Origin of the sequence: Leuconostoc gasicomitatum LMG 18811 (genome assembly GCF_000196855.1) — a bacterium.
Classification (GTDB): Bacteria; Bacillota; Bacilli; order Lactobacillales; family Lactobacillaceae; genus Leuconostoc; species Leuconostoc gasicomitatum.
In genome coordinates, this window is record NC_014319.1 from 1,430,707 (window position 1) to 1,450,464 (window position 19,758).

At 39.5% G+C, this 19,758-nt stretch carries 18 protein-coding genes, 1 tRNA gene and 3 rRNA genes; 1 reads left to right on the plus strand and 21 read right to left on the minus strand.

What is annotated here, in order from left to right; all coding sequences use genetic code 11:
* Position 1 precedes the first annotated feature (1 nt).
* The 14 genes from LEGAS_RS06850 to gmk form a co-directional block, all read right to left on the minus strand.
* Positions 2-1,138 carry a thiamine pyrophosphate-dependent dehydrogenase E1 component subunit alpha gene (locus tag LEGAS_RS06850; RefSeq protein ID WP_013231802.1) on the minus strand — a complete coding sequence of 379 codons (1,137 nt, stop codon included), beginning with the start codon at positions 1,136-1,138 and terminating at the stop codon, positions 2-4.
* On the minus strand, positions 1,131-2,141 hold the full coding sequence (gene lplA / locus LEGAS_RS06855; protein WP_010382601.1) for a lipoate--protein ligase: 1,011 nt from the start codon (positions 2,139-2,141) through the stop codon (positions 1,131-1,133). Before lplA ends, LEGAS_RS06850 begins: the two co-directional genes overlap by 8 nt.
* Positions 2,142-2,277: 136 nt before the next feature.
* Entirely contained in the window at positions 2,278-2,679 is a 402-nt protein-coding gene (locus LEGAS_RS06860; protein ID WP_010382602.1) for a rhodanese-like domain-containing protein, read from the minus strand.
* Positions 2,680-2,732: 53 nt separating this feature from the next.
* Positions 2,733-3,437 (minus strand): adaptor protein MecA, encoded by a 705-nt coding sequence (locus LEGAS_RS06865; protein ID WP_013231803.1) that lies wholly within the window; start codon positions 3,435-3,437, stop codon positions 2,733-2,735.
* 69 nt (positions 3,438-3,506) lie between these two features.
* Positions 3,507-3,941, minus strand: a complete 435-nt coding sequence (gene spx / locus LEGAS_RS06870; RefSeq protein ID WP_013231804.1) for a transcriptional regulator Spx — start codon at positions 3,939-3,941, stop codon at positions 3,507-3,509.
* 126 nt (positions 3,942-4,067) lie between these two features.
* A 5S ribosomal RNA gene (gene rrf / locus LEGAS_RS06875) occupies positions 4,068-4,184 on the minus strand.
* An 88-nt stretch (positions 4,185-4,272) separates the two neighbouring features.
* Positions 4,273-7,186: ribosomal RNA gene (locus tag LEGAS_RS06880) — 23S ribosomal RNA — on the minus strand.
* 193 nt (positions 7,187-7,379) lie between these two features.
* A tRNA-Ala gene (locus LEGAS_RS06885) sits at positions 7,380-7,452 on the minus strand.
* Between the two features lie 116 nt (positions 7,453-7,568).
* A 16S ribosomal RNA gene (locus LEGAS_RS06890) occupies positions 7,569-9,118 on the minus strand.
* Together the 16S, 23S and 5S rRNA genes with 1 tRNA gene alongside form the textbook arrangement of a ribosomal RNA operon.
* A gap of 385 nt (positions 9,119-9,503) precedes the next feature.
* Positions 9,504-9,872 carry a hypothetical protein gene (locus LEGAS_RS06895; protein WP_013231805.1) on the minus strand — a complete coding sequence of 123 codons (369 nt, stop codon included), beginning with the start codon at positions 9,870-9,872 and terminating at the stop codon, positions 9,504-9,506.
* 10 nt (positions 9,873-9,882) lie between these two features.
* A complete protein-coding gene (locus LEGAS_RS06900) occupies positions 9,883-10,263 on the minus strand; it encodes a CvfD/Ygs/GSP13 family RNA-binding post-transcriptional regulator (RefSeq protein ID WP_010382008.1) in 381 nt (126 codons plus the stop codon).
* A gap of 42 nt (positions 10,264-10,305) precedes the next feature.
* Positions 10,306-10,815, minus strand: coding sequence for a peptidylprolyl isomerase (locus tag LEGAS_RS06905; RefSeq protein ID WP_010382020.1), 510 nt, complete (start codon positions 10,813-10,815; stop codon positions 10,306-10,308).
* Positions 10,816-10,931: 116 nt separating this feature from the next.
* Complete coding sequence (gene rpoZ / locus LEGAS_RS06910) at positions 10,932-11,144, minus strand: DNA-directed RNA polymerase subunit omega (RefSeq protein ID WP_010015270.1); 213 nt, start codon at positions 11,142-11,144, stop codon at positions 10,932-10,934.
* 11 nt (positions 11,145-11,155) lie between these two features.
* Positions 11,156-11,752: a guanylate kinase gene (gmk, locus tag LEGAS_RS06915; protein ID WP_010382029.1), complete on the minus strand. Its 597-nt coding sequence runs from the start codon at positions 11,750-11,752 to the stop codon at positions 11,156-11,158.
* Positions 11,753-12,007: 255 nt separating this feature from the next.
* On the opposite strand from gmk, the gene LEGAS_RS06920 reads away from it, so the two are divergent.
* Positions 12,008-12,331: a hypothetical protein gene (locus tag LEGAS_RS06920; protein ID WP_010382032.1), complete on the plus strand. Its 324-nt coding sequence runs from the start codon at positions 12,008-12,010 to the stop codon at positions 12,329-12,331.
* Positions 12,332-12,418: 87 nt separating this feature from the next.
* Here the strand turns inward: LEGAS_RS06920 and LEGAS_RS06925 are convergent, their stop codons facing one another.
* The 7 genes from LEGAS_RS06925 to rnr form a co-directional block, all read right to left on the minus strand.
* Positions 12,419-13,492 carry a hypothetical protein gene (locus LEGAS_RS06925; protein WP_013231808.1) on the minus strand — a complete coding sequence of 358 codons (1,074 nt, stop codon included), beginning with the start codon at positions 13,490-13,492 and terminating at the stop codon, positions 12,419-12,421.
* Between the two features lie 46 nt (positions 13,493-13,538).
* Positions 13,539-13,889 (minus strand): hypothetical protein, encoded by a 351-nt coding sequence (locus LEGAS_RS06930; protein ID WP_010382037.1) that lies wholly within the window; start codon positions 13,887-13,889, stop codon positions 13,539-13,541.
* Between the two features lie 216 nt (positions 13,890-14,105).
* On the minus strand, positions 14,106-14,696 hold the full coding sequence (locus LEGAS_RS06935; RefSeq protein ID WP_010382040.1) for a hypothetical protein: 591 nt from the start codon (positions 14,694-14,696) through the stop codon (positions 14,106-14,108).
* Between the two features lie 3 nt (positions 14,697-14,699).
* On the minus strand, positions 14,700-15,110 hold the full coding sequence (locus LEGAS_RS06940; RefSeq protein ID WP_013231809.1) for a DUF948 domain-containing protein: 411 nt from the start codon (positions 15,108-15,110) through the stop codon (positions 14,700-14,702).
* Positions 15,111-15,218: 108 nt separating this feature from the next.
* On the minus strand, positions 15,219-16,775 hold the full coding sequence (rny, locus tag LEGAS_RS06945) for a ribonuclease Y (protein ID WP_010388636.1): 1,557 nt from the start codon (positions 16,773-16,775) through the stop codon (positions 15,219-15,221).
* A 99-nt stretch (positions 16,776-16,874) separates the two neighbouring features.
* Positions 16,875-17,339 (minus strand): SsrA-binding protein SmpB, encoded by a 465-nt coding sequence (smpB, locus tag LEGAS_RS06950; protein ID WP_010388639.1) that lies wholly within the window; start codon positions 17,337-17,339, stop codon positions 16,875-16,877.
* Between the two features lie 90 nt (positions 17,340-17,429).
* The gene (gene rnr, locus LEGAS_RS06955) at positions 17,430-19,754 is read right to left on the minus strand and encodes a ribonuclease R (RefSeq protein ID WP_010388641.1); all 2,325 of its coding nucleotides are present in this window, start codon (positions 19,752-19,754) and stop codon (positions 17,430-17,432) included.
* Positions 19,755-19,758 lie beyond the last annotated feature (4 nt).

The following is a 19,758-nucleotide window of genomic DNA, read 5'->3' on the forward strand; positions in this document are numbered from 1 at the left end:
GTTACTTTCCCTCGCTTTCAAACTTGGTAATTTGCTCAGCCATCGCATAGCTTGGTACTTCAAGTGTGTTTTTGATAAAGTCAGAAATTTTCTGCTTAGAAACCTTATCCGCTATTTTAATTTGATCATCAATAAGTGCATTGACCTCAGCAATATAAGCTGTTTCTTTATCTTCATCCCAAATACCTTGACCAGTCATATATTGACGCATTCGGATTAATGGCTCTTTTTTCCAAGCAGCGTCAATATCGGCTTGTGTACGATAGCGTAATGGATCATCACCAGCAGTAGAATGTGCCTCTAAACGGTTAGTAAGCGTTTCAATTAACACAGGCCCTTTGCCACTCGTTGCCCAAGCCCTTGCTTCCTTTGATGCCAAGTAGACTGCAATGGGATCGTTCCCATCAACAACAATACTGGGTACACCTGCAGCCCAACCTTTTGCGGCCAAATGCGTTGCTGCAGTTTGCAACGCACGGGGTGTCGAAATAGCAAAGCCGTTATTTTGTATAAAGAAAACCGCATTCGCTTTATAAGCACCTGCAAAATTTACGCCTTCATAAAAATCACCTTGCGATGAACCACCTTCTCCTGTATAGGCATAAGCAACCGCATCTTTTTGACGCTTTTTCATACCAAGAGCAATGCCCGCTGCTTCCACGTATTGCGCACCAATAATAATTTGTGGCATCCATGAATTAACCGGTTTACCTTCTTCAGTTGTAAATACATTACCTAATGCATGACCACGTGACCATAAAATTGCCTTCCAAATTGGCCAGCCTTTAACAACAATCTGAGGAATATCGCGATACCCTGGCATTAACCAATCTTCATCTTTAAAAGCATATGATGAAGCCATTTGAGAAGCTTCTTGTCCAGCAGTTGGTGCAAAAAATCCAAAACGTCCTTGTTTTGCCAATTTGGTTGAACGAATATCTAATTGGCGACTTAGCAACATACGCTTCATGATATTTATAAAATCTTCCTCAGTTAACTGAGCTCTTTGCAAAGATTCACTATCAACAATTTCACCATTACTGTCTAAAATATGCAATACTGGAAACACATCATCTTGTATTTGCATTTGATTATCAAAATCAAGAATTTCCTTATTTGCTACAACGACATCACGCATTAGTTTCTACCTCATCTTTCTGAAAAAACGTCTCTAACAACTCATTATTTGTAATGCTGCCAAAGTACTGACCATCTTTATTTTTCTCTAAAATATTAGCAACATATTCATATGTGAATGGTATGCCAAGCAATTGTGACTTCATCTCTCGCCAATCTCGAACCCCCAAGAAGTCACCCGTAAAATTAAGATCTGTTATCTTACCATCATGCACATCAATCTGAACATCAATACTGCCACCACTAAATTTTGCATGGTTATTATACATAAATTGTGGACTTTGACCATAATTCCATGACCACTGAGAAAATTTTTTATCTCGTAACATTAAAATATCAGATTTTTGATTAGCATTTAGTTTGTATTCACCATCTTGCCCCTCATTTGTTAGGTAATAAGATAATTGGTCAATAAACTTGTCAATCGTTAAATCTTTTGGCGCGTAATCCTTGATGTTACCAACACGAGCGCGAACCGATTTAGCCGCTTTAGAGATGAATTTTTCGTCCGCAACGTTTAATGAGCGAACCATTGCGTCCACGTCAGTATCCCAAAGCAACGTACCATGATGCATCAAATACCCACCAGCATAACGCTGTGCATTACCTGACACCTTTTTCCCTTCAATTTCCAAATCATTTCTGCCAGATATATCTACATGGATCCCAAGTGACTCCAATGCATCAGCCATGGGTTGAACGAATTGATGAAAGTCGACCCGTGCACTGCTAGATACAGGTACAAAAAATGTAAAACAAATATTTCCTAAATCATGATAAACTGCGCCACCTCCAGATACGCGTCGCACAACTTCGACGTTGTGCGAATCAACATAGTCAGAATTAACCTCAGAAAATGTGTTTTGATTCTCACCAACAATTACAGCACGTTTATTTTGCCATAATGAAAACACAGGTTCCTTTGGTTTTAAATTTTTCAGTAACCAAGCATCCATCGCAATATTTGTATAGGCATCTTGATTAAAATAATTAATATAGCGCATGACTAATACTCCTTTTATTGTAACCGCTTACATATTACACCTTTTATTATACACTTTTTATCTGAAAAAATTTACTATAATTTTTCAGACAAAAAAACACTTAGACTTTTCTAAGTGCAGTTTAGCTTAATATTAGTTATTTTGTAGTTTTGCCATCATATTGACTAAAACCACCACGTAAAATAAATATTTTACTTTTATGATAGCCCTGTTTTTTCAAAGATTTACCGACTCGGGCCACATCACGTAATCGTTCATCATACAAGAAAATATCGCGATCTTTTCGTAAGCCAGATTTCCCCTGTGAAAAATTAGCCATCGGTATATTGCGAGCACCCATTATATGCGAACGTTTGTATGCAGCAGATTCTCTCACATCAACAATCTGCCCATTTTCATTTGCAACTTTTTTTGAAAAATCAATTGGTTTAAGCAATACAGCACTAGTTTTTGCAGATAAAAGCACCCATAGCCAACTTCCTAAAGCGACTAAACCCCACACAACAACAACTATAATGACAGTTGTTACTAAATTCATAACGTATCCCTTCTAATAGCGCAGATTTTATATTACAATAAAAAACTACGTGCTCATCTAAAAATATTTTTTATTTGGACAAGTGCATCTACACGCATAACAATTTCGCCATGCTCATGCAGCACATCTTTTTTTATATTACTTTCTGAAGCAAATTCAATGGCAAAAGATTTCTCATCCGCAATCTTTTCCGGTGCCATTTTATCAGTAGAAAATGTCAATACAAGATAAAACACACCGTTATACCGATACAAATCCGACAAAACATTTTTCATTTGATCTATTTTTGAAATCGCAATGATCGCCTCAAAATTTGTAATCTTCAAAATCAATTCAGAATTTGTCACAACATCAGAATTTGTTGCTACTTTTTGAGATTTGGCAGAATTTGAAGTAATTAAGCTATTGTCATTTTGTTGTAAATCAGTGCGTCTTTCATCGGTAATATCGTCGATGGTCTCCAATTTATTTTTGGTGTAACTCATCAAATTATTAATAACATCACCTACTTGATTGTCATTGTCTAATCTTGAAATAAATAATTCCAACCCATTACGATTTGGTAAAATCTGAAAGCTTACCTGATCATCATCACTAAAATCATGGTCAACATCAACTTCAGATAAAATATTATAAAAAAAAGATTCTATTTTATCGTGATCTCCTAGTAATTCCATAACAGAAATGCCGCGTTCCTTTAAATCAGTATTCTCAATCATAACACGAATTGTATTATCATTAATTCTTTCCATTTCCATAATTTAATAGCCGCCTTTCATTTATTTTTAGGAATATTATGACAAAAATAGTTAGAAAACTGAACCATCCTAATCACGCTCAACTACTAAATCCTTTGCTTTTTCTCCAAAATCAGCTTTAAATGTTGCACGAATAAGTTCACGCTGACGTATATCACGGGGTAAAAAACGACGGATTTCGTCATCATTGTATCCAACTTGCATACGATGATCATCCATAATAATTGGTCGTTTCAATAAAGAAGGATTATCCACTATTAATTCGATAAACTTATTAATAGACATACTGTCAAGATCCAAATTTAATTTAGAAAATATCTTTGAACGCTTAGAAATAAGCTCTTCCGTTCCATCTTCAGTTAATCTCAGTATTTCCTTAACTTCCTCAGCACGCAATGGCTCTTTATTCACATCACGTTCAATATAAGGAATATTATGGTTTTCTAACCACAATTTTGCTTTTCGGCAAGAAGTACAACTTGGTGATGAAAATAATGTAATCATAGCCATAGAATATTGCCTCCTTAGATACTAATAAGCTAATTATAACAAATTTTCTTAAGAAAGTATATGGCCCTCAATTATCAAGACACAAAAAAAGTACCCTTCTCAGAGTACTCTCTATGTACGGCACCGCATCTTCCTATCCTCGCAGCCAGCGATCCGGCAACTACTTTCGGCGTGATAGAGCTTAACTTCTGTGTTCGGAATGGGAACAGGTGTGTCCTCTATGCTATCAATACGACACCTTTGAGTTTTACACTCAAAACTAAATAGTATCAAATTCTTCTTCTAAATTTTGCCACTCATATCTCTTGAACTTCCGTTCTTGACTTTGGTTAAGTCCTCGACCTATTAGTACTAGTCCGCTTCATTGATCACTCAACTCCCACTTCTAGCCTATCTACCTCATCATCTCTAAGGGGTCTTACTTCTTTCGAATGGGAAATCTCATCTCGAGGCGAGTTTCACACTTAGATGCTTTCAGCGTTTATCTCTTCCAAACATAGCTACCCAGCAATGCTCCTGGCGGAACAACTGGTACACCAGCGGTTTGTTCACCCCGGTCCTCTCGTACTAAGGGCAACTCCTCTCAAATTTCCTGCGCCCGCGACGGATAGGGACCGAACTGTCTCACGACGTTCTGAACCCAGCTCGCGTACCGCTTTAATGGGCGAACAGCCCAACCCTTGGGACCGACTACAGCCCCAGGATGCGATGAGCCGACATCGAGGTGCCAAACCTCCCCGTCGATGTGGACTCTTGGGGGAGATGAGCCTGTTATCCCCAGGGTAGCTTTTATCCGTTGAGCGATGGCCCTTCCATGCGGAACCACCGGATCACTAAGTCCTACTTTCGTACCTGCTCGAGTTGTTGCTCTCGCAGTCAAGCTTGCTTATGCCTTTACACGCTACGAATGATTTCCAACCATTCTGAGCAAACCTTTGAGCGCCTCCGTTACCTTTTAGGAGGCGACCGCCCCAGTCAAACTGCCCGCCAGACACTGTCCACGATCACGTTAAGTGACCAGTGTTAGAATGTTCATACAACGAGGGTAGTATCCCACTTTTTGACTCCGACTAGACTGGCGTCCAATCCTCTTCGTCTCCTACCTATTCTGTACAAGCAGCACAAACATTCAATATCAAGCTACAGTAAAGCTCCATGGGGTCTTTCCGTCCTGTCGCGGGTAACCCGCATCTTCACGGGTATTTAAATTTCACCGAGTCCCTCGTTGAGACAGTGCCCAGATCGTTACGCCTTTCGTGCGGGTCGGAACTTACCCGACAAGGAATTTCGCTACCTTAGGACCGTTATAGTTACGGCCGCCGTTTACTGGGGCTTCAATTCGTACCTTCGCCGAAGCTAAGCACTCCTTTTAACCTTCCAGCACCGGGCAGGCGTCAGCCCCTATACTTCATCTTACGATTTTGCAGAAACCTGTGTTTTTGATAAACAGTCGCCTGGGCCTATTCACTGCGGCTCATCTTTTACAATGAGCACCCCTTCTCCCGAAGTTACGGGGTCATTTTGCCGAGTTCCTTAACGAGGGTTCTCTCGCTCACCTTAGTGTTCTCCACTCGACTACCTGTGTCGGTTTGCGGTACGGGCAGTGTAATACTCCCTAGAAGCTTTTCTCGGCAGTGTGACATCACAGACTTCTCTACTTTATTTCGATCCGCATCACAGCTTGTTCTTATCAGAAAAAAGCATTTCACTCTTTCCCAAACTTACTGCTTGCACGCACATTTCCATCAGTGCGCTTCTGTTAGCCTCCTGCGTCCCTCCATTGGTCAAACGCATTACTACTGGTACAGGAATCTCAACCTGTTAGCCATCGACTACGCTTCTCAGCCTCGCCTTAGGTCCCGACTAACCCTGGGAGGACGAGCCTTCCCCAGGAAACCTTAGTCATTCGGTGGACAGGATTCTCACCTGTCTTTCGCTACTCATACCGGCATTCTCACTTGTAAGCGCTCCAGTAGTCCTTACAGTCTACCTTCTTTGCCCTTACAACGCTCTCCTATCGCGTGCTTTACGCACACCCGCAGTTTCGGTAATATGTTTAGCCCCGGTACATTTTCCGCGCAATGGCACTCGACTAGTGAGCTATTACGCACTCTTTAAATGGTGGCTGCTTCTGAGCCAACATCCTAGTTGTCTATGCACTATCACATCGTTTTCCACTTAACATATATTTAGGGACCTTAACTGGCGATCTGGGCTGTTCCCCTTTCGACGGTGGATCTTATCACTCATCGTCTGACTCCCATTCATACATAGCTGGCATTCGGAGTTTATCAAACTTTGGTAACCCGAGATGGGCCCCTAGGCTTAACAGTGCTCTACCTCCAGTATGCTTATAATGAGGCTAGCCCTAAAGCTATTTCGGAGAGAACCAGCTATCTCCAGGTTCGTTTGGAATTTCACCGCTACCCACAGTTCATCCGAGCATTTTTTAACATGCACCGGTTCGGACCTCCAGTAAGTTTTACCTCACCTTCATCCTGACCATGGGTAGGTCACCTGGTTTCGGGTCTACAGCATCGTACTATTCGCGCTATTCACACTCGCTTTCGCTGCGGCTCCGGTCTTTCCACCTTAACCTCGCACGATACCGTAACTCGCCGGTTCATTCTACAAAAGGCACGCCATCACCCATTAACGGGCTCTGACTTCTTGTAGGCGTCGTGGTTTCAGGAACTATTTCACTCCCCTTCCGGGGTGCTTTTCACCTTTCCCTCACGGTACTGGTTCACTATCGGTCACTAGGGAGTATTTAGCCTTACGGGATGGTCCCCGCAGATTCCGACCGGATTTCACGTGTCCGGCCGTACTCAGGATCCTGAAAGAAGTGTGCTTTATTTCGCGTACGGGGCTATCACCCTCTTTAGCCAAGCTTCCCAACTTGTTCTGCTATAAAACACTTTTGTAACTTCTATTTATCAGTCCTACAACCCCAGAATGCAAGCACTCTGGTTTGGGCTCTTCCCGTTTCGCTCGCCGCTACTTGGGGAATCGATTTTTCTTTCTGCTCCTGCTGCTAATGAGATGTTTCAGTTCACAGCGTGTTCCGTCAATAATCTATGTATTCAACTATTGACAACTCTTTGCGAGTTGGGTTTCCCCATTCGGAAATCTCTGGGTCTTAGCGTACTTACCGCTCACCAAAGCTTATCGTAGTTAGTCACGTCCTTCATCGGCTCCTAGTGCCAAGGCATCCACCACGCGCCCTTATTAACTTAACCGTCACAACCAAAGTTGTGCTTTAAGTTTATGAGTTGGTCTTCTTTCAGACCTGCGTTTTTTTCCATTCCTGTTACAGAACTTCTTTATTGCTTTGTTTCTCGGCTTAATTTATTAATAATTTTACTTATCTTTAAAAGAATTTGTTACTATTCAGTTTTCAATGTGCAACTCCGGCAGCTTTGACACTGCCTATGGAGAATAGCGGGATCGAACCGCTGACCCCCTGCTTGCAAAGCAGGTGCTCTCCCAGCTGAGCTAATTCCCCATAGGTGTCATCTTTGACCATGATCCCTATGTCGGTATCACACTCAAAACTAAACAAAACTTTGAACTTCTTGAACTGGCAATCTAATGCCCCTGCTACTTTCCGTTTATCCTTAGAAAGGAGGTGATCCAGCCGCAGGTTCTCCTACGGCTACCTTGTTACGACTTCACCCCAGTCATCTGTCCTGCCTTAGACGGTTCCCTCCTTACGGTTAGGCCACCGGCTTTGGGCATTACAAACTCCCATGGTGTGACGGGCGGTGTGTACAAGACCCGGGAACGTATTCACCGCGGCGTGCTGATCCGCGATTACTAGCGATTCCGACTTCGTGCAGTCGAGTTGCAGACTGCAGTCCGAACTGAGACGTACTTTAAGAGATTAGCTCACCTTCACAGGTTGGCAACTCGTTGTATACGCCATTGTAGCACGTGTGTAGCCCAGGTCATAAGGGGCATGATGATCTGACGTCGTCCCCGCCTTCCTCCGGTTTGTCACCGGCAGTCTCGCTAGAGTGCCCATCTGAATGCTGGCAACTAACAATAAGGGTTGCGCTCGTTGCGGGACTTAACCCAACATCTCACGACACGAGCTGACGACGACCATGCACCACCTGTCACTTTGTCTCCGAAGAGAACACTTCTATCTCTAAAAGCTTCAAAGGATGTCAAGACCTGGTAAGGTTCTTCGCGTTGCTTCGAATTAAACCACATGCTCCACCGCTTGTGCGGGTCCCCGTCAATTCCTTTGAGTTTCAACCTTGCGGTCGTACTCCCCAGGCGGAACACTTAATGCGTTAGCTTCGGCACTAAGAGGCGGAAACCTCCTAACACCTAGTGTTCATCGTTTACGGTGTGGACTACCAGGGTATCTAATCCTGTTTGCTACCCACACTTTCGAGCCTCAACGTCAGTTACAGTCCAGTAAGCCGCCTTCGCCGCTGGTGTTCTTCCATATATCTACGCATTCCACCGCTACACATGGAGTTCCACTTACCTCTACTGCACTCAAGTTAACCAGTTTCCAATGCCTTTCCGGAGTTGAGCTCCGGGCTTTCACATCAGACTTAATTAACCGTCTGCGCTCGCTTTACGCCCAATAAATCCGGATAACGCTCGGGACATACGTATTACCGCGGCTGCTGGCACGTATTTAGCCGTCCCTTTCTGGTATGGTACCGTCAAACTAAAGTCATTCCCTACTCTAGCTGTTCTTCCCATACAACAGTGCTTTACGACCCGAAAGCCTTCATCACACACGCGGCGTTGCTCCATCAGGCTTTCGCCCATTGTGGAAGATTCCCTACTGCAGCCTCCCGTAGGAGTTTGGGCCGTGTCTCAGTCCCAATGTGGCCGATCAGTCTCTCAACTCGGCTATGCATCATTGTCTTGGTAAGCCTTTACCCCACCAACTAACTAATGCACCGCGGATCCATCTCTAGGTGACGCCGTAGCGCCTTTTAACCTGGTATCATGCGATACTAAGTTTTATTCGGTATTAGCATCTGTTTCCAAATGTTATCCCCAACCTTGAGGTAGGTTATCCACGTGTTACTCACCCGTTCGCCACTCACTTGAAAGGTGCAAGCACCTTTCGCTGTGCGTTCGACTTGCATGTATTAGGCACGCCGCCAGCGTTCATCCTGAGCCAGGATCAAACTCTCAATTTAAATGAATTTAAATTCATCGCTTGAAGATGTACTCTTCGATTAAACTGACTAATTGTTATATCTCTATAACGTTGATCCGTTTTATTTGTTTGTTACGAATTGACTTCGCAAATTTGTTTCTTTAGCAATACTTTCGTACCACTAGCAACAGATTCGTTTGTTCAAAGTTTTGTTCAGTTTTCAATGTGCTACGCGCTGTCTCTCGCTTGAGACAACTATATTATCTTACCACGCTTCGCTCGCTCTGTCAACTACTTTCTGAAACTTCTTTTTAAAAGCTCTTCAAGTTCTTGTTTCCTGACACTTCGTCGCGCCTGTCAGACAACTATTATTACTATACGCCCTTTTTTCCCTTTGTCAATACTTTCTTTCTTCTTTTTGCCCCTCATTCCTCAAAACGCACAAACGCCCGCGTTTGCACGCTTTCCAATAATTTGTGTAATTTATTAGCTGGTACAAACATAAGCTTATGATCAAGTTTGCTTTCTATAGTACTCATGTCAGACACTTCAAAAGCATATAAAGACATCAGTGTGTTATTGTTCTTAACACTTGTAAGCTCTCCTAAACGCCATTGATCAAAATCTATTGGTCCCAATGCTTTAAATGCACGTAAGACCGCTCCCAGCGATGTATCATGATTATGACGATGCATCTTTGCTGTAAAAAACTGGTAGTTTTCACTGTTTTTTTCGACTAAAAAATATGGTAAATCATCTTTTACTGCAATTGCAGTTGCCGCAATAAGTGACATAATTTCTCCTTTACTTACTGATACGATTCAACGCCTCTGTTACCCATTCATCACGGAGACTTGCAATGGGCTCAAAACCATAATTAAGAACATTATTAGTCCAAAAATGTTTTCGTAAATTTGTACTTTTTTTAAGTATACCCTGTTTTAGCATTATATCATCTTGACGCAATGATAAACTGATTTTATTATTATACTGTTCAATATCTAAAACAGTTACTACCACTTTTTGACCAATTTTTAATTCGTTTTTCAATGCCCGTACAACACCTGTCTTACACTCTGAAATATGTATCAAACCTTGTACATGATCATCTAGCACAACAAAAGCGCCATATGGCTTAATCCCCGTAATATGCCCACTTACTTTTTGCCCAATATGATAATCCATCATTTAAGTTCCTCAATATCATTATAACAAAAAAGCAGACATTTAGTCTGCAATCTCAATTGTTTCAATTTTAACATCTTCTCGAGGCTTATCAGACATGTTGACACTTACCTTACCAATTTTATCAACAACATCGAGGCCCTTAATAACTTGTCCAAACACTGTATGTTTACCATTCAACCATGGCGTTTCTTTGGTTTGTACAATGAAAAATTGCGAACCATTAGTATTAGGTCCTGCATTAGCCATCGACAAAGCGCCACGAACGTTTAATAACTTATCTGAAAATTCATCCTCAAAGCTACCGCCCCAAATACTTTGGCCACCCATACCCGTACCATCTGGATCGCCACCTTGAATCATAAAATCACGAATAACACGATGGAAGATACCATTGTCGTAATAACCATTTTTAGCATGAGTCGTAAAGTTCTCTACTGTTTTTGGTGCAATATCAGCAAACAGTTTAACTTGAATTTCACCTTGACTTGTTTTAAATGTTGCTACCGGACCCACGTAATTTTCTGCGTCTTGTTGTGGATGATCTATCATTTCTACACTCCTATTTGTTGGACTTCATAAGCTTCACTGTTAAAGTAAAGACAAAATAATTGCTTTTTAGCTAATTAAAACTGTCATGTCGGCACTTTGAAATCGAAAAATCCAGTTTATACTTGATCTTCCATATCAGGATCAATAATCACATCACCATTTTCAATTTCTTCTAATGCTTGACCAACTGATTTATTAGAGTTAAATGTTTCCTGTGTGGCAGGTAAACCAGCATCTAATTCTCGAGCTCGTTTGGCACCTAATGCAATTAATTTGTAACGTGAATCAACTTTTTCTAGTAATTTATCAACTGATGGATAAAGTAACATAGCTATTCTCCTTATAATGTTTTTTCAAAAACACGTGCAACACGTAACCGTTCAGCTGTAATAATTGATTTAATTCGCTCAACGGCAAACACAACTTGATCATTTTCTACAGCATAATCGTAATTAATCATTTGTTTCAATTCATCGCGTGCGGCTGTTACACGTTTTTCAATGACCTCTTGTGAATCAGTGCCACGACCAACAAGCCTTTCGCGCAAATTAGTCAAGTCAGGCGGCGTTAAAAAAATATAAACTCCCTCAGGCATTTTTGATTTCACCTGCAATGCACCTTGGACATCAATCTCAAGAAAAACGTCACGCCCACTTGCTAGCGTTTCGTCAATGAAACTTTTTGGGGTACCGTAGTAATTGTTAACATACTGTGCATATTCCAGCATGTCACCATTCGAAATCTTTTCTTCAAATGCCTCACGCGATACAAAGAAATAATCTTCGCCGTTCACTTCGCCAATTCTTGGTTGACGAGTTGTAGCTGAAATAGAGTATTGAAAATCAATGCCATCTTCTTCAAAAATAGCTTTGCGCACTGTACCCTTACCAACGCCGGATGGGCCAGATAGCACAATTAATAAACCCCGCTGTGTCATCATTTATCCTCTTTATGTACTAATGAGAACATTATACCTACTTTTCACAACAGATACAATGGTAACATATAATTTCAAACAACTGAGAATATTTGTTCCCATGGACATATATTGTGGTTATCCACAATATCCACTGTTTTATCAACAATATGATCGAACAACTATTCAAGAAATGGTAAAGAGACTTTTAAAAATTTGCTTTTTTGAACATTTGTTCGTATGATATAGATAACGAATTATTCAAGGAGTATTCTGATGCAAAACTTTCTAACACAACATCCAATTGAATCTCACAGACAACAACTTATAAACTCAATTAAAAATTTTTCAACGCCAAAAAAGCGCTTCCCTGTAAAGCATCAACTCTCAGCTGATGAAATTATTGCTCGGTTAGAATTAGCATTAAACACCAATTCACCAGTAACGATGCAAATTAACAATTCATTATTGAGTGAAGATGTAGCTAATCTATTTGGTTTTATTTACCAAAATAACCAAGGACAAATTTTAGTGCAATCACCCAAAACACATAAGATGACAAGCGTATTACCAGGGACAATACGTCATCTCTCAATTTGATAACCCTTAAAATAACAATTAAACAAAGGATACGCTTAGGCTTTTAAAACCTTAGTGTATCCTTTTTAATTTGTTGTAGTTATTCATTTATGCCAAATTTTCAAGCCTTTCGGATGACATTTGCGCTAATAATTTATTTAACGCCGTAACGTCAATATAACGATCAATATCAGAGGTATCTGTTACCATTTTCCCTAAACCTTGAATCGCTTTTTTTTGACTCAAAAAATTTAAATAGGATTTGACTTCACCACCAATGCCATCTAAACTATCCCAAACTGGTGTCCAATACGACATTAAGTGCGACATAGCAAAAGAATTTAATGTATCTGCGTCCCATAACGTATGTGTTAAATTATATTCTTTTGCCATTCCTTCATGGAAAGCATACAACATGTTCATCACATTTTCACTAACAACCCCTTTTACAGAGGCTTCTTTAAACTGCTTTAAACTTTTATTAGCATATGACAATTCATCCGCTATCTCTGATGATGATAATTCATTTAATTCAAGAATTTTATTTTCAGTTTTTAATGGCTTAATTTTTACTGCTAACGCTTTAAATGTTTCAGCAATAATTGCTAAATTAAAATCATCATCTTTTTCATTTTCCGATAAAAATTTAAATTGCAGGTCATCTATCACTTGCGACGTTTTCATCATTTCAGCAACATCTTTACCCTGCCATTTGAAAAAATTAATTGCCATTACGGTTCTCATAATCATTCGCCAAAAATTAATATCGAATTTAGGCGCTTGTGCAACATAACGTGCGTTCACACTACCTTCTTTTACAATAAATTGCTGCATGTCATATAATACTGGTACTAACAAAACAAAGTAACGCCAATCTTTATCATCACTATTAACCAATGATGCCTGCATCACCTCATTTAACTTCACTACCGCACGTTCATTACTTGTAAATTTTGTGAAATTTTGGTTTACCATCATAGCAATAACATCATCCAAAAAAAATGATGCGACTTCAAAAGTCTCCTGATTGTACTTATCATTGTGCGTTAAGTAGTAACGTGCGCGTAAAAAACCAGCAAATTCATTATAATTGAATTCTGGTAATTTATTCTTAGAAATTAGTTTTTGCTTGCGTTGTACTTGCTTCATTTTTTTAATTTGCGCTGTTTTACCTTGCTTCATAAGTTATAAGTGTACAAAAAATGTACTTCTCCTCTCAAACAATTTATTAAATACTCAAATCTAAACTATACTTTCCATTACCAAATTCATGTAATCGGAATTGGAACACTTGTTCATCACGTTCTAAATTAGCTGTTTTAACAGTTGCCTGTTGTTTCCCCTCTAATTCCGCGATTTCAATTGCGCCATTAACTGCTGACATCACAGTAGCAAATTCTTTAGTATCGGCTGATACGTAAAAAACTTCTGCGTTACCATAAGTTGCTGATTTGCGTACTAGATTTACTGATACTTTATACCGATTCGCTTCAAATATGATATGATTAAAATTAAAATCGTGCGCGTAATGAAAGAGTGAAGATAAAAAAGCTGTTGCGTCAAACTTTTCTTTTGCCATGTTTACCGTGCGTTCTCTGTGGAACGTATTTCCTTTTAATTTAAATTTATTCTATACACCATTGTACCTATAAAAAAGACTTGTTACTACCGCTTTATTAAAAGTCGTGTCAATTATTCTTTAAAGTGAATAATCTAAAAAATAGCATTGCTATATCGTTACAGTAAAAAGATTTAAATTCGTTAGCAAAAAACTAATGAATTTAAATCTTTTGTTTTAAAATATATTTTTTGTATCGTCAATCTGATTTTTTACATCATCTGTTACTTTGTCAACCTTTTCTTCGGCAACGTCTTTCGCATCTTTAGCAGTTGTTGTAACCACTTCTGTTGCTGCTTGAGTCTCCTCTTTTGCCTCCTCGGACAAGTCTTGTAAAGCTTCTTCCAAAGTTAAATCATCTTGTGTCAATTCGATATCTTCATTACTAAACTTTTCACGTAAATCATCTAACGAGTTATGGGCCTTATCAACATAAGTTGTCGCAAAATCTTTGGCCTTATCAACATAGGGCAGCGCTTGATCAGTTAAATTTTTAACATGATCAGCCGCTATATCAATTTGATCCCCATATTTACTTTGACCTTTTGCCTTCAATTCAGAAGCTTTTTCTTTGGCCTTATCAGTAACGTCTCCCGCTAAATCAGCTGTTGCATATGCTACATCATATGCTTTATCACGCAAAGCTTCACCTGTTTGATTTGCTTTTAACTTCAATTCATTCTGCTTATCTTTTGGTAAGGCTTTAAAAGCTGCAATAGCAGCAGCTCCTGCTAAAATTCCTGCTAAAAATCCTTTTACTTTTGACATTTACTATTTCTCCCTCTTAGTTGATTTTTTATTTTTATACCTACCCATGGCAGTTTTTGTTGCCTGTTTAGCAACAGCTGCAGCAACGCCACTAACGCCAAAGCTTGTTGCTGCCTTTGCAGTTGCAAATTTATTGGTAACATTTTGAATAGTCGCATTTAATTGCGACACGGTCACTGACATGTCTGCCACTGCTTGGACTGTTGGATCCAACGTTTTGACTTTACCATTAACATCATTTAATAATGTATTCGCATTCCCAAGAATTTCATTACTTGATCGAGCAATACTATCCACATCTAAAGTAATAATATCTAAAGATCTTGTTAGTCTCAACAAGAAAAAACCAATGAACAATACTAACAATAGAAAGGCAACCGCAAAAATAATGAGCGCTAATTGTCCTGGTTCCATAAAATCCTCCTAATATTTAAACAGAAATTATTAAATTATATGAAAAAACAAACGAGTTTCATATAATCTAATTATAACAAAAAAGTTACTCAACGAGTAACTTTTTGATTAATGTGCATAATCAGTTGCACGTGTTTCACGAACGACTGTAATTTTCACATGACCCGGATATTCAAGTTTCTCTTCGACATCCGTTTTAATATCATGTGCCAAAACTGTTGCTTGTAAATCTGTTAATTTTGTTGGTTCAACAATAACACGTACTTCACGACCAGCTTGAATAGCAAATGATGTCTCAACGCCTTCGTATTGATTTGCAATTGCTTCCAAATCCTTCAAGCGTTGCACATAATTTTCAAGTGATTCGCTACGTGCCCCTGGTCTTGCTGCACTAATTGCATCAGCAGCAGCTACCAATTCTGAAATTGGTGAGGTTGTCTCAACATCCCCATGATGTGATGCAATAGCATTGATAACTACCGGTTTTTCGTTAAACTTCTCGGCTAATCGAACACCCAGCTCTACGTGAGAACCCTCTACTTCAGCGTCAACTGCCTTACCGATATCGTGTATTAATCCAGCGCGCTTCGCAAGCGCGACATCCATTTTAAGCTCTGCTGCCATCATTCCCGCAAGTTTTGCGACCTCGATTGAATGTTGTAGCACATTTTGACCATATGAAGTTCTATAATTCATTCGGCCGATCATTTTAATCAAATCTGGATGAAGACCACGCAATCCTAATTCAAAGACTGCTGCTTCCCCCTTTTCACGTATTGTTTCATCAATCTGTCGACGTGCTTTTTCAACCATTTCCTCTATTCGAGAAGGGTTAATACGACCATCTGCTACTAAGGCATCTAATGCCATTTTAGCGATTTCGCGTCGAACAGGATCAAATCCACTCAAAACGACTGATTCAGGTGTGTCATCAATAATCAGATCTATACCTGTCAATGATTCCAATGTACGAATATTTCGACCTTCGCGGCCAATAATGCGACCCTTCATGTCTTCGCTTGGTAAATGAACAACAGATACAGTAATATCTGCTACTGCATCTGCCGCCGAACGTTGAATTGCTTGCACAATAATGTTTCGTGCCCGTTTTTCAGCTTCACTAGTTGCATCTTCTTCAGCTTCTTTAACTAGCGCAGCACGTTGACGTACCAAACTTTGTTTCGTTTTGCTTAAAATTTGTTCTTTGGCATCAGTAGGCGTTAGTTGGGCAATTTCTTCCAATTTGTCCTTCTGATCCGTTACCAAATCATCTGCTAATTTTTGTTTTTGATTAGCATCATCCAACCGAAGTTGTACTTGGTTTTCTTTTTGAATCAATTGTACATCACGTTGATTCAAGGCCGCATCCTTTTTGTCGAGGTTCAAGACGCGGTCTTCAAGCCGTTGTTCCTGTTGCTGCAACTGTTTCTGACGATCCTTGAAATCAATGTCCACCTGATTACGGTAATCTTGGGCCAATTCTTTCGCGTCAGTTTTTGCTGCACGTGTTAAACTTTTAGCTTCATTGTTTGCTTGTTCAAGAATGTTATCTGCAATTTGTTTCGTTGTGGTGATTTGCTTTTTGTCCTGTGACAAATGTAAATAATAACCAACACCGACACCAATTACAATTGCGAAGAGCGCCGAAATGAGTGTCACTACCATGAGCTTCTTTCCTTTCAGCTTGTGAAATTTTAATACTTCACATATATTAAGTATATCTATAAAATGAGTTGAGGTCAAACAAAAAAAGCCGTTTGGCTCTTAATGTTTTAAACGTCTACCCAACTCACGCTCTTGATCACGCTTTTTGATATCTTCACGTTTATCATATTTCTTTTTTCCACGTCCTACACCAATTAATATTTTAGCAAAACCATGTTTCAAATAAACTTTTAATGGCACAATTGTTACTCCTGGTTCGATTGCAGCCTTGTTAAGCGAGACAATTTCACGTTTATGCAATAATAGCTGCCGTGGACGTAGCGGATCAACATTGAACTGGTTACCTTGTGTATAAGCTGCTATATTAACATTGGTCAGTATCGCATTGCCATTATGAATTGTAATAAAACCGTCACCAATCGTTATTTGGCCAGCACGTACAGATTTTATTTCTGTTCCTGTAAGGGATATACCAGCCTCAAAAGTTTCCTCAATCGCATAATTAAAACGTGCTTTTCGATTTTGAGCCAAATAATTACCAACATTTTTGTTTGTTTTGGCCATAATTTCCAACCTCCATGACTGAATTCAGCGTGACATTATTATTCGCATGATGTCATCAATACTTCGCTAAATGTCAATTAACACCTTGCCTTAAAAATTACGCTTCGAGTCACGTTTTTGACCCTGTTTAGCATCTAATGGACCACGTCTTTGTTTTGGTCCTTCTGATTTACCACGACGCTCATTTTTTCGTCGTTCATCACGATTACGTCCAACGCCAAATTTACCGTTTGACTTTGAGGCAACGCGAATTTCTGTTGTTGGTGCACTATCTGTGTCAATCAAGATAAAATCGACGGTTCTCTCTTCTTTGTTAACACGTAATACCTTAACTCGCACTTTTTGACCAATTTGGAAAATGCGATGTTTTGATCGCCCAATCAATGCAGCATGTGACTCATCATATTCATAATGATCATCAGTTAAATTAGAAATATGGACTAACCCTTCAACCGTATTTTCTAAACTAATGAATAGCCCAAATTTCAAGGCAGAATTAACAACCCCATTAAACTCCAAGCCAACTTTATCCAACATGTATTCAGCCTTTTTCAAAGCATCAACATCACGTTCAGTATCAACTGCACGACGTTCTTTTGTACTAGTATCCTCACCAATTTTTACTAATTTATCAGCATATTTTGCTTGTGATTCAGCACCATAACCATGCTTTTCATACCACTTAATTAAACGATGAACAGTTAGATCAGGATAACGACGAATTGGTGATGTGAAATGTGTATAATATTGCGCGCCTAGTCCAAAATGTCCAACAGGGTCCGAAGAATATTTAGCTTGTTTCATAGCACGAAGCATCATTGTTGAAATCATTTGCTCGGCAGGGTCACCAGCAACATCAGCCATCAATTTTTGCAACATACTTGGTGTCACTTTACTTGGATCACCATAAACTGGATGGCCTAACGCTTTTGAAAATTCAAAGAAAGACTTGGCACGCTCTTCATCTGGTGTTTCGTGAATACGATACAAAAATGGTACTTCTAATTTATCAAAATGTTCAGCAACCGTTTCATTAGCAGCTAACATAAAGGATTCAATCATGCGCTCTGCAGTCCCACGTTCACGCAACTTAATATCAATCGCTTTACCATCTTCATCAACAATAATTTGAGCTTCAGGTGCATCAAATTCTATCGCACCCCGTTCTTTGCGCATTTTGTACAAAATGTCATGAAGTTCACCCATGACTTTAAACATTGGTGTTAACTGTGCATATTCTTCTTGCACAAAGATATCACCTTCTAAAATTTTATTAACTGCATCATATGTCATCCGTGCATGCGATTTCATTACTGATGTGTGCAAGCGATGATTCACTATACGGCCTTGCGGATCAATTTCCATCTCAGCAGACATTGCCAAACGGACAACGTTTGGATTTAACGATGCAATACCATTTGAAATATTACGTGGCAACATTGGTATAACCCTATCTGTTAAATAAACAGAAGTCCCACGTGTATATGCTTCATTATCAATAGTTGAACCTTCAGTCACATAATGTGATACATCTGCAATATGCACACCTAAATGATAATTACCATTATCTAACTTCCAAGCAACCACTGCATCATCAATATCTTTTGTATCGGCTCCATCAATAGTCACAAGTGTTTGTTCAGTGATATCTTCACGTCCCGCCCACTCAGATTCTGGCACTTCTACTGGGATTTTTGCAGCATCATCCAAAACTTCTTTGGGAAAGTCACTTGGCACTTTTTTGGCATAAACAATTTGTAAAATGTCCATTCCTGGTTCATCTTTATACCCAAGCGTCTCTGTCACATGTGCAATGAGTTCACGCGGATGAATTTTGTCAGGGAATCGTGTGACTTCAGCAACCACAACTTGTCCATCATTTGGCATCAAACCATTCGAATTAATTAATACTTTAAAATTCATGGCTTTTTTGTCATTAATTCTAAGTTCACCTATCATCCCTTTGGCTTCAGAACCCATTGAGAACGTGCCAACAATACGCTCGTAGGCATGTTCAATAATTTCTTCAATTTTACCTTCAGGCCCACGATCAGGAGATGGGGATGGTTTGATGGTTGAAACAGATACTTTATCCCCTTGCATAGCTTGTAAAGTATTCTCGGGATTAATAAAGAAGTCAGGTAGTTCAGCATCATATTTTACAAAGCCAAAGCCCTTATCATTCGCCCGATAGTCCCCAATCGTGTGACCTGCATGATTACTATGTTTATATTGCCCATTATCATCAAGCACATCACCATCATGCACCAATGCATTCAATGCATTCACAACTTGTTGATATTGACTTGCTGAATTCATTCTTAGCCCGTCAGCCATATTTTGTGCAGTGAAATGCTGCAACTGATTGGCTTTCAAAAAGCCATTAATTTGAGATTTTAATTGTTCAATTTCCATTTAT

Excerpts from the sequence above, each read along its gene's own strand:
- rnr (WP_010388641.1), bottom strand. The coding sequence starts at position 19,754 with ATGGAAATTGAACAATTAAAATCTCAAATTAATGGCTTTTTGAAAGCC.
- gmk (WP_010382029.1), bottom strand. The coding sequence starts at position 11,752 with ATGACACAGCGGGGTTTATTAATTGTGCTATCTGGCCCATCCGGCGTT.
- rny (WP_010388636.1), bottom strand. The coding sequence starts at position 16,775 with ATGGTAGTGACACTCATTTCGGCGCTCTTCGCAATTGTAATTGGTGTC.
- LEGAS_RS06895 (WP_013231805.1), bottom strand. The coding sequence starts at position 9,872 with ATGTCACTTATTGCGGCAACTGCAATTGCAGTAAAAGATGATTTACCA.
- LEGAS_RS06850 (WP_013231802.1), bottom strand. The coding sequence starts at position 1,138 with ATGCGTGATGTCGTTGTAGCAAATAAGGAAATTCTTGATTTTGATAAT.
- LEGAS_RS06930 (WP_010382037.1), bottom strand. The coding sequence starts at position 13,889 with ATGGCAAAAGAAAAGTTTGACGCAACAGCTTTTTTATCTTCACTCTTT.
- lplA (WP_010382601.1), bottom strand. The coding sequence starts at position 2,141 with ATGCGCTATATTAATTATTTTAATCAAGATGCCTATACAAATATTGCG.
- LEGAS_RS06935 (WP_010382040.1), bottom strand. The coding sequence starts at position 14,696 with ATGTCAAAAGTAAAAGGATTTTTAGCAGGAATTTTAGCAGGAGCTGCT.
- smpB (WP_010388639.1), bottom strand. The coding sequence starts at position 17,339 with ATGGCCAAAACAAACAAAAATGTTGGTAATTATTTGGCTCAAAATCGA.
- rpoZ (WP_010015270.1), bottom strand. The coding sequence starts at position 11,144 with ATGTTACTTTATCCATCAGTTGATAAATTACTAGAAAAAGTTGATTCA.
- LEGAS_RS06860 (WP_010382602.1), bottom strand. The coding sequence starts at position 2,679 with ATGAATTTAGTAACAACTGTCATTATAGTTGTTGTTGTGTGGGGTTTA.
- LEGAS_RS06900 (WP_010382008.1), bottom strand. The coding sequence starts at position 10,263 with ATGGATTATCATATTGGGCAAAAAGTAAGTGGGCATATTACGGGGATT.
- LEGAS_RS06865 (WP_013231803.1), bottom strand. The coding sequence starts at position 3,437 with ATGGAAATGGAAAGAATTAATGATAATACAATTCGTGTTATGATTGAG.
- LEGAS_RS06940 (WP_013231809.1), bottom strand. The coding sequence starts at position 15,110 with ATGGAACCAGGACAATTAGCGCTCATTATTTTTGCGGTTGCCTTTCTA.
- LEGAS_RS06920 (WP_010382032.1), top strand. The coding sequence starts at position 12,008 with ATGCAAAACTTTCTAACACAACATCCAATTGAATCTCACAGACAACAA.
- LEGAS_RS06925 (WP_013231808.1), bottom strand. The coding sequence starts at position 13,492 with ATGAAGCAAGGTAAAACAGCGCAAATTAAAAAAATGAAGCAAGTACAA.
- LEGAS_RS06905 (WP_010382020.1), bottom strand. The coding sequence starts at position 10,815 with ATGATAGATCATCCACAACAAGACGCAGAAAATTACGTGGGTCCGGTA.
- spx (WP_013231804.1), bottom strand. The coding sequence starts at position 3,941 with ATGATTACATTATTTTCATCACCAAGTTGTACTTCTTGCCGAAAAGCA.